General features: G+C 67.7%; 6 protein-coding genes. 4 read left to right on the top strand and 2 right to left on the bottom strand.

The window, feature by feature from the left end:
- Both FFS08_RS13085 and FFS08_RS13080 read right to left on the bottom strand, forming a co-directional pair.
- The coding region (locus tag FFS08_RS13085; protein WP_137871834.1) for a DUF885 family protein at nt 1–867 on the bottom strand (867 nt) is incomplete at its 3' end.
- Nucleotides 868–887: 20 nt separating this feature from the next.
- On the bottom strand, nt 888–4,676 hold the full coding sequence (locus FFS08_RS13080) for a LamG-like jellyroll fold domain-containing protein (RefSeq protein WP_137871833.1): 3,789 nt from the start codon (nt 4,674–4,676) through the stop codon (nt 888–890).
- A gap of 403 nt (nt 4,677–5,079) precedes the next feature.
- On the opposite strand from FFS08_RS13080, the gene FFS08_RS13075 reads away from it, so the two are divergent.
- Genes FFS08_RS13075 through kduI form a run of 4 tightly spaced genes read left to right on the top strand, consistent with a single transcriptional unit; the run spans nt 5,080 to nt 9,568 of the window.
- Nucleotides 5,080–5,883 carry a 2-keto-4-pentenoate hydratase gene (locus tag FFS08_RS13075; protein WP_331484457.1) on the top strand — a complete coding sequence of 268 codons (804 nt, stop codon included), beginning with the start codon at nt 5,080–5,082 and terminating at the stop codon, nt 5,881–5,883.
- 49 nt (nt 5,884–5,932) lie between these two features.
- On the top strand, nt 5,933–7,243 hold the full coding sequence (locus tag FFS08_RS13070; RefSeq protein ID WP_137862332.1) for an MFS transporter: 1,311 nt from the start codon (nt 5,933–5,935) through the stop codon (nt 7,241–7,243).
- A gap of 12 nt (nt 7,244–7,255) precedes the next feature.
- Nucleotides 7,256–8,704, top strand: a complete 1,449-nt coding sequence (gene uxaC / locus FFS08_RS13065; RefSeq protein ID WP_137862331.1) for a glucuronate isomerase — start codon at nt 7,256–7,258, stop codon at nt 8,702–8,704.
- Nucleotides 8,705–8,725: 21 nt separating this feature from the next.
- Entirely contained in the window at nt 8,726–9,568 is an 843-nt protein-coding gene (kduI, locus tag FFS08_RS13060) for a 5-dehydro-4-deoxy-D-glucuronate isomerase (RefSeq protein ID WP_137862330.1), read from the top strand.
- The last annotated feature ends 13 nt before the right edge of the window (nt 9,569–9,581 follow it).

Genomic DNA, 9,581 nt, shown 5'->3' with positions numbered 1-9,581 from the left:
GCCGCATTCGGGCGGCAGCGGACCGAACAGCCCGGGCAGGGTCGGGCGGGCCCTGTCGAGCCATGCATTCATGTCCGCGACGGCGTGGTCCCGGCCGGCATCGTCATCGGCGTAGAGGAAACGAGGATCGCTGAACGCGGCGCTCATCCGCGCGCCGACGCTGCCGCGCGTATAGCCGAGCCGTCGGAGCAGCAGGTCGGCGCGGGCCGTGATCGCGCGGGCGCTTGCGAGCATCTGGCGATGCGCGGCGACGGGATCGATCGCGGCGCCGTAATGGCGTTCGAGCAGCAGCGCGAAATAGTCCGCGCCACCCCGGAAGCGGCCGACGCCGGGTTCGGCCGGTGCCTTGCCCGCCAGCCCGGCCAGCAGCCGGGCCTGGCCGCGCAGCGCTTCGGCCGCGATCGGCGGGGACGTGGCGGCGGCATTCGCAATGGCGGTGCGGGTCTTGTCGAGCAGCGGCGCGGGCAAGATCACGCCGTGCCGAGCCTCCAGCAGGGCCTGCGCATTCTCCGCCTCGATCCGCCGGGCCAGGGCCGCGCCGTCCTTCTCGCGGGCGGCGTCGCGCCAGGCGCCGGCGAGCGGCGACAGAGTATAGGGCGAGCGCCCGAGCCGGCCGAACGGATGGTCGCGCACCAGCGCGACGTCGACCGTGAGGCCGGCGCGCACCGTCTCCAGGTCGATCCGCGCCGAAGGCGAGAGCGACGCCGAGTCGAAGGGCTTCAGCTGCGCCAGTTTCGCGCTCGGCGTATCCAGCCGGGCGAGCCCGTCCAGCGCGGCACGCAGATCGGCGTCGCGATCCGGCATGGCCAGCGCCGCACGGGGAACCGCGGCAATGCTTGCGGCGGCAAGGAACTCACGGCGCTTCATCGCGCGATCCTCCCAGGGTCTCAGCGAGCGGTGGGGAACTGCACCACATTGTTCAGCTGGGTCACTTCAGGTGCGCCGCCGGGCAGCGCGATGCGGACGCGTACACCGCCCCTGGGGAGCGCGAGCCGTACCGTCGCCGTCCTGGGGACGAGGTCGAGCGGGGCGGCGAGGGCGGGGATCGGCGCGCTCGCCAGCGCCTTGCCCGACGCATCCTCGACGGTGAGCGTGCCGCCGGGGGCATCCTTCCCGCCGAGGCTGTGGACGGTGACCGCGAGCCTGCCGCCCTTCACCACGATGTCGTCGCTGCCGATGCCGAGATCGGGACGCATGGCGACGTCTTCGCCGGGCGTCTTGAGCGTGAATGCGATCTCGGTGGTGGCGTGCGGCGCAAAGGTGAGGCGAGTCGCGGCGCTGCGTTCGAGATGGAGCGGGGTGGTCGTTCCGTTCGAAACCATCTCCCATTCGCCGGCCCGGACGTTCCACGTCGTCATCTCGGCGGTCTGGGGCGTGTCGCCGCTGTTGTAGGCGATCACCTTGAAGCGGTCGGGCGTGGCGCCGGGGACGAGGATCGCCGTTTTGAGCGCGCCTTCGGGATCGTCGAAGCGCCAGCTCACCGCATTGCCCGGCCAGGTCTGGTTCCGGCGCAGCGCGATGCCGCCCAGCCGCTCGCGCTGGAGGATCTCGTTGGGCTGGTCGACGCGGTCGGACCACCAATGGCCCTCGGTATACATGTACTGGCGCTGCGATTTGTCTGCGATCGCCGCGGCGTGGAGCGATTCCAGATATCCGGTGTCGCCGGTCGCGTCCCAGGCGGCCCATTGCTCGAAGGCGCCACCCTTCTTCGCCTTGTCGGCGAGCGTCTTCGACCAGTCGCGGTCGGCGCCGAGCAGCTTGACTGCATTCTCGTTGATGTCCTGCACCGAGGCGGGGCCGCTCTTGTCCACCCGGGCGAGGATCGGGGCCAGGTACTTCGCCTCGCCGGTGAAGCGATATGCCGCCCATGCCGCCTGGAGCGGCGTGGAGGCGCCGCCGCCATCGCCGGCGCGCTCGGCATCGGTGCGCCAGTTGATCTCGTTGGGCCAGCTCCAATTGCCCTTGGCGTCCTGCTTGCCATGGGCGAGCAGGCCGTCGCTGACGCCGGTGATCAGGCCGCGCGCGTCGGGATTGCCATTGTAGAGGCCGAGCAGCGTCGGCGCGTGAAGGACGACGAAGCTATAGGGCTTCTGCCATTCGAACGGCCCCTCGCGGTACATCTTGCGCGCACCGTACCAGTTGCTGGCGAAGTGCATGTGCCCGGCGGGGTTGGGGAGGACGACGCCCTTCAAGGCCTTCACCGTCGCCATCAGCCGCTCCACCGCGCGCGGCTCGCCCCAGTTGAGGTAGAGTCGCTGGGCATCCGAATTCATGCCCTCCTCATAGGCGTGCAACTCGTCGGTGGTGATATAGCCGAGACCGTTCACCATCATGCCGTTCTTGTACACGGCCTCGGAGAGCGCACGGAGGGACGCGTTGATCTTGTCCGGGTCGACCCCCATCAGCGCGAGGCCCGGCCATTGCTGGGTCAGGTCGGTATCGTCGGAGATGCCGCCGCCGAAATCGCCGTACGGCACCTGGCGATTGTCGATCCACCAGTTCACGAACCGGCGCGTGATCTTCAGGTCCTCGAGCTGGCGGAAGGCCCAGAGCGGCACGCCGGCGGGCGCTTCGGGCTGCTTGAATTCGGGCAGGTTCTGCGCGCCATAGCTGATGTCCGCCCAATAGCGGCGGCCCTCGGCATGATCGGGATCGACGCGGAGCAGGTCGCCGACATCGGCGAAGACGCGGGCATACATGGCGGCGCGCTTGGAGGCGGTGTGCTCCTCGACCAGAAAGCCCCAATTGTCCTTCACCTGGTTGAACCGGTCGGCGATGTGCTCCGGAAGCGCGGCGGCGCGGTCCTTGAAGACCAGGCGAACGTTCATGCCGTCGAGCGAGGCCGGGCCGAAATCGGCGGCGGCGGAGGCGATGGTCAGATAGAGGCTGTCATTGGTGAGGATGCGGTCGCGCAGGTCGAGCCAGAGCGTGCGCGCCTCGCCCGGGCGGACCGAGACCGACAGGTCGATCATGTCGCGGCCTGGCCAGATCGGGTCCTTCACGCGGATGTTGAGCGGAATCAGCCCGTCCTTGGCGGGCGTCGCCTTCAGCGCGGGAATGTCGAGAGCGATGCCGTCCAGCCCGTCGCGGACATTTTCCCAGCCATAGTTCCAGGCGCGGGCGAGCGCGCGGGCCGGAAAGGCGTCGCCGAAGCCCGAGGGGATCAGGACATGGACGATCGGCATCGCCCCAGCGACATGCGCGGCAGCTCCGGTCGAAGCGGCGCTGCCCGCGCCGGCGGCGGCGGAACCGGCGCCGGGAGGCAAAGCGAGCACGGTGTTGCGCTCGTCGGCGGGATAGCGGCCGCGGATGAAGCGGTTGAGCCCTTCGAGCGCGGCAAGATCGGCGGAGACCTGCGCGTTCACCGTGTAGCTGAGTTTGAAGCTGCCCGCGGGCTCCTTGCCGGCGCCGACGTCATAGGCCCAGATTTCCTGGATCGGCTGCTCCTGCATCACGTTGGTGAAGCGCAGCGTGCCGCCTTGAGCCTCGCCGAGCGCAGTGACGCTGCGGACGATGCCCTGGGGACGCCGGGCCAGGGTGCGGAAGCTGGCGCCGTCGGCCGCATAGTCGAGCGCGCCATAGGCGGCGCCGCGGATCTCGACGCGGTTGAACTTCTCGGCGGCGGGAACGGTCAGCGTATAGGTCTTGCCGCCTTCGACATAGACGTTCCAGTCGGGCAGCTCGAAATAATCGTCGCGGCCGGGGAGTTTCGAGCGATTATAGACGCCGGGCCAGGTCGTCTCGGCGATGCCGTCCACGCCCTTCCACATCCATTCCTTCAGGTCCTTCGCATCGGCGAACTCGACCTTGCGGACGGCGGTGACCTTGTCCTCCAGCACCGGCGGCGAAGCGGCGTCCCAGCCGAAGCGGTGGAGCCAGGCGGCGCGCCTGCCCGCCGGATCGGCGGGCGGGCCGGGGGCGGGCTCGGCCTTGGCGGCGAGCGCGGCCACGCCGGCGGCGTCGAGCATGCGGTCATAGACGCGGATCTCGTCCAGATCGCTGCCGCGCATGAAATTATAGCGGCTCTGCACCTGATGCGGCGCCATCACGCGGCCGGCCATGCCGAACTGGTCGAGCCCGGTATCGAGATCGGCCTTCTGGTCCTTGCGCGCGACTTCCCTGCCGTCGACGAAGAGACGGACGCCCACCGCCTCGTCCCAGGCGAAGGCGATGTGCTGCCAGGCCTCGGGTGCGGGATTCTGCGGCAGCTTGAACGAGACGCGGACGCGCGAGAGGTTGGCATCGGTGACGAAGGCGTCGAAACCGTGGCCGTTCCAGTCGATGCGCAGGAACGCCATGTCCCAGCTCGAATGATCGGCATAGCCGACGCGGAAGATCACGAAGGGCGCCTCGCCCACCGGCTCGCGCGATCGCCAGAAGAAGGAGAGGGTGCCGCGCTGCGCCTGGATGTTGCCGGCTGCGTTCCAGGCGATGTAGCCGTCGTCCGCCCAGCGAAAGGCGCCGCCGATCGCACCGTCGGCCACGTTGGTGACCTTGGTCTGGAAATTGGGCACCGCATCGCCGCCGGCCTTCTCGGCCCTGCCGCTCTGGTCTCCCGACGCGCGGAAGAGCAGGCCATCGTCTCCGGCCGTGGCCGTGGACTGGGCGGCGACCGGGGTCGCGCCAAGCGCGAGCGCCCATGCCAGAGCGATGCTGGTGGCCGAAGTGCGGATCATGACGTGCCTCTCTGAACAAGCGGGACGGTCTTCGCCATCCTCATCGGTAAGCATGCCGATGGGTGACACCGGTGACAACAGCTTTCTCGTTTCTGCGCGATGTCGATGATTGCGTTCGAGGTGCGTTGACGCGCGGACCTGACACCGGTAGCATCGGCGAGACACCTGCGGACCCGCGCAAAGCCGGACGCAGGACTTCGGAGAGGAGATCGCGCGCAAGTTACTCGACATGGCCCGGCACCGGTTCCGGCCTGTCTTCTCCATCGCCCTTGGACCGTAGGAGGCGAGCGGTTTCCGGGCAGGTGAAGCGGGAAGGGGCGGCGATGTCGGGCGACGGCTTGCGCGTGCGCGGGCCGAACATGGCGGGCGGCCCTCACGCGACGGGAACATGGGGAATTTCAAGTTGATCGAAGGACGGGAACCGGCCGAGGCCATCGCCCAAGCATTTGTCGCGGCCCGGCAGGCAGGAAATACGCTGGCCGATTATCCCGGCGAGCTGCCGGGCACGCTGGAGGAAGCCTATGGTATCCAGGAGCGCGCGATCGCGCTGTTCGGCGACCGGATCGCCGGTTGGAAAGTGGGCAAGATCCCCGCGCCGCTCGATGCGACCTATGGCACCAACCGGCTGACCGGCCCGATCTTCGCCGATTCGGTGGTGACCGCGGCCGAGGGCGAAGTGCCCGAGATGCCTGTGTTCGAGCGGGGCTTCGCCGCGGGGGAGGCCGAGTATCTGCTCCGCCTGGGCGCGCTTCCCGATAATTTCGACCGTCCATGGACCAATGCGGAAGTCGCCGCATATGTCGATGCGATCCATGTCGGCATCGAAGTGGCGAGCTCGCCCTTCCCGGGGATCAACGCGCACGGCCCGGCCGTGACCGTCTCCGATTTCGGCAACAACAACGGCCTGGTCGTCGGCGCGGAAATTCCGCGCGACACGGATTTCCTTGCGTGGCCGGTAGCGCTAACAATCGATGGCGAAGTGGCCGGTGAGGCGACGGCGAGCACGATGCTCGACGGGCCGTTCGGCGCCGTCCGCTTCCTGTTCGAGCTTGCCGCCAGCCGGCAGCTGCCGCTCGCGCCGGGCCAGTGGATCTCCACCGGCGCGGTCACGGGCGTCCATCCCGTTCGCGTCGGCGAGCTGGTGGAGGCGCGGTTCGCGAAGGACTACAGCGTCCGGTGCCGTATCGTCGGCATCCACGGCGCCTGAGAGCGAATCGGGAAGCGCGGCAACGATAAGAGAGACGAGGGAGAGGATGATGGCGAGTAAGGGAGAGGCGGCGGTCTCCGGCGCGGTTTCGCGCGTCGGGCGCTATCGCTGGGTGATCGTGGGGCTGCTCTTCGCGGCTACGGCGATCAACTATGTCGACCGGCAGATGATCGCGGTGCTGAAGCCCGACCTGTCGAAGGAACTCGGCTGGACCGAGACCAACTATGCCGACATCGTCTTCTACTTCCAGCTCGCCTATGCGATCGGCTATCTCGGCTTCGGCAAGATCGTCGACGCGATCGGCGCGCGCTTCGGCTATGCCATCGCGGTCGTGATCTGGACGATCGCGCACGTGGCGCATGGCGGCGTGCATACGGTGATGCAGTTCACCATGGCCCGCTTCGGCCTGGGCATCGGCGAATCGGGCAATTTCCCCGCGGGCGTGAAGACGGTGGCCGACTGGTTCCCGGCCAAGGAACGCGCCTTCGCAGTGGGCATCTTCAACGCCGGCTCGAACGTGGGGGCGATCCTCACCCCGCTGCTGATCTGGGCGATGGTGCCCGCGATCGGCTGGCGCATGACCTTCGTCGTCACCGGCGTGTTCGGCGTGGTCTGGCTGATCGCCTGGCTCGCCATCTTCCGCGACAAGCCCGCCGACCACCCCAAGGTGGGCCCGGAAGAGCTTGCCTATATCACCCAGGATCCGGCCGATCCGGTGGTGAAGGTGAAGAATCTGTGGGGCAAGCTGCTGCTCACCAGGGAGACCTGGGCCTTCGCGCTGGGCAAGTTCTTCATCGATCCGATCTGGTGGTTCTACCTGTTCTGGCTGCCGAGCTGGCTGGGCAAGGAATATGGCCTGAACCTGACGAGCTGGGATTCGCCGACGGCGGCGATCGCGCTGGGCGCGATCTACCTGATCTCCGACGTGGGCTCGGTCGCGGGCGGCTGGCTCTCGGGCAAGCTGATGGCGACGGGCATGAGCGTCAACAAGGCGCGCAAGCTCACCATGCTGATCTCGGCCTGCTTCGTGCTGCCGGTGGTGTTCACCACCTTCTACGGCAACCTCTGGCTCAGCGTGTTCGTGGTCGGCGTGGCCGCGGCGGCGCATCAGAGCTTCTCGGCGACGCTCTATACCATCCCCTCGGACACGGTGCCGCGCTTCGCGGTCGGTTCGGTCATCGGCATCGGCGGCACGGTCGGCGCGGTGGGCGGCATGGTCTTCTCGAAATATGCCGGCTATGTGCTCGACAAGATCGGTAGCTATGCGCCGCTCTTCGTCGTCGCGGGTGCGGCGTATTTCCTGGCGCTGCTGTCCATCCACCTGCTTTCGCCGCGCCTCGCGCGCGCCGACGTCGCGTAACGGAGTATCGAGATGGCCCGGCCCCTGAAGCTAGACCCCGACCGGCTCTTCCCGGCGGAGGACCGCACGCGCGGCATTGCACGGGCGCTCTATGCCGAAGTGGCCGGGCTGCCGATCATCAGCCCGCACGGGCACACCGATCCGACCTGGTTCTCGACCGATGCCAACTGGTCGAACGCCACCGAGCTGCTGCTGTCGCCGGATCACTATATCTACCGCATGCTCTATTCGCAGGGCGTGTCGCTCGACGCGCTGTGCGTGCCGAGCCTGGGCGGCATGCCGACGACCGATCCGCGCGAGGCATGGCGGACCTTCGCCGAACACACTTATCTCTTCCGGGGCACCCCGTCGGCGATGTGGCTGGGGCATGTGTTCGGCGAGGTGTTCGGTTTCGACGTCGCGCTCGATACCTCCACCGCCGATCATTATTACGACACGATCAATGCGAAGCTGGCGACCGACGCGTTCAAGCCGCGTGCGCTGTTCGACCGGTTCAACATCGGCTTCCTCGCCACCACCGAGGGGCCGCAAGACGATCTTTCGCCGCATCACGCGATCCACGGCAGCGGATGGAACGGCCGGGTGGTCACCACCTACCGTCCCGATGCGGTGATCGATGTCGAGCATGAGCAGTTCGCCGGGGCGATGCGGATCTTTGCCGAGAAGACCGGCGAGGACGTCTATAGCTGGGAGGGCTATCTCGCCGCGCACCGCAAGCGCCGCGCCGATTTCCGCGCTGCCGGCGCCACGGCGACCGACCATGGCCACCCGACTGCCGCGACCGCCAATCTGGGCAAGGACGAGGCCGAGCGGCTGTTCCGCACGATCCTGTCGGACAGCTGGACCCCGCAGGACGCCGAGCTGTTCCGCGCCCAGATGCTGACCGAGATGGCGGCGATGAGCGTCGAGGACGGGATGGTGATGCAGATCCATCCGGGATCCTTCCGCAATCACAATGGCGGGCTGTTCGAGAGCCATGGCCGCGACAAGGGCGCGGACATCCCGATGCGCACCGATTATGTGCACGCGCTCAAGCCGCTGCTCGACCGGTTCGGCACTTCGACCGATCTCTCGATCATCCTCTTCACGCTCGACGAGACCGTCTATGCGCGCGAGCTGGCGCCGCTGGCCGGCCATTATCCGTGCCTGAAGCTGGGTCCGAGCTGGTGGTTCCACGACAGCCCGGAGGGCATGCGCCGCTTCCGCGAGCAGGTGACGGAGACCGCCGGCTTCTACAACACGGTCGGCTTCAACGACGATACGCGCGCCTTCCTCTCGATCCCGGCGCGTCATGACGTGGCGCGCCGCGTCGATTGCGCCTTCCTCGCCCGACTGGTCGCCGAGGGGCGGCTGCTCGACTGGGAAGCCGCCGAGCTGGCCTATGAACTGACCAACGGGCTGGTGCGCAGGGCGTACAAGCTCGACCGACACGCGCCGGCGCCCGTCGCCGCCGCTGCCTGAATCAAACCAACGGAGTATCCGATGTTCGACCGGACCTATTACGCCACGCACCCCGACATGATGGAGTGCGTCTCGAACGACGAACTGCGCGACCGCTACCTGATCCAGGACCTGTTCCGCGACGGCGAGTGCGTGCTGAACTATACCCATGCCGATCGCATGGTGATCGGCGGCGTCGCCGTGGTTTCGTCCCCGGTGACACTGCCGGCGCAGACCGAGCCGGCATCGGCGGCGGGCCATCCGTTCCTTGAGCGCCGCGAGCTGGCGGTGGTCAACATCAGCGGCGTCGAAGGCACCGTGACGGTGGACGGCGAGGCCTTCACGCTGGGCAACAAGGACTGCCTGTACGTGACGATGGGCGCCAAGGACGTGACCTTCTCGGGCGCGGGCGCGCGCTTCTACCTGGTGTCGTGCCCGGCGCATAAGGGCTTCCAGACCCGCAAGCTCGGCATCGCCGACGCCAATCGCCTGGATCGCGGCACGCTGGAGGAATCGAACGAGCGCTCGATCTATCAGCTGGTCATCCCGGGCGTGTGCGACAGCGCGCAGCTGGTCATGGGCCTGACCGTGCTCAAGCCCGGCAGCGTGTGGAACACGATGCCGCCGCACATCCATGAGCGCCGCAGCGAGATCTATCTCTATTTCGAGCTGGACGACCTGGCCAAGGACCGGGTGTTCCACTTCATGGGTGAAGGGGAGGCGACCCGGCACATCGTGATGCAGAACGAGGAGGCAGTGATCAGCCCGCCCTGGTCGATCCACATGGGCGCCGGTACGAAGGCGTACGCGTTCATCTGGGCGATGGCGGGCGAGAACCAGGACTATACCGACATGAACGTGCTGGACATTTGCCAGCTGGCGTAAGGCCACCTCTCCC

This window comes from Sphingomonas sp. 1F27F7B (assembly GCF_005503355.1).
Classification (GTDB): Bacteria; Pseudomonadota; Alphaproteobacteria; order Sphingomonadales; family Sphingomonadaceae; genus Sphingomonas.
Note: the sequence above shows the minus strand (reverse complement) of the source record. Positions and strands in the feature narration are given on the sequence as shown.

Bases quoted from the DNA above. Each gene is read 5' to 3' on its own strand.
- uxaC (WP_137862331.1), top strand. From the start codon at position 7,256: ATGGCCCGGCCCCTGAAGCTAGACCCCGACCGGCTCTTCCCGGCGGAG.
- FFS08_RS13080 (WP_137871833.1), bottom strand. From the start codon at position 4,676: ATGATCCGCACTTCGGCCACCAGCATCGCTCTGGCATGGGCGCTCGCG.
- FFS08_RS13070 (WP_137862332.1), top strand. From the start codon at position 5,933: ATGGCGAGTAAGGGAGAGGCGGCGGTCTCCGGCGCGGTTTCGCGCGTC.
- kduI (WP_137862330.1), top strand. From the start codon at position 8,726: ATGTTCGACCGGACCTATTACGCCACGCACCCCGACATGATGGAGTGC.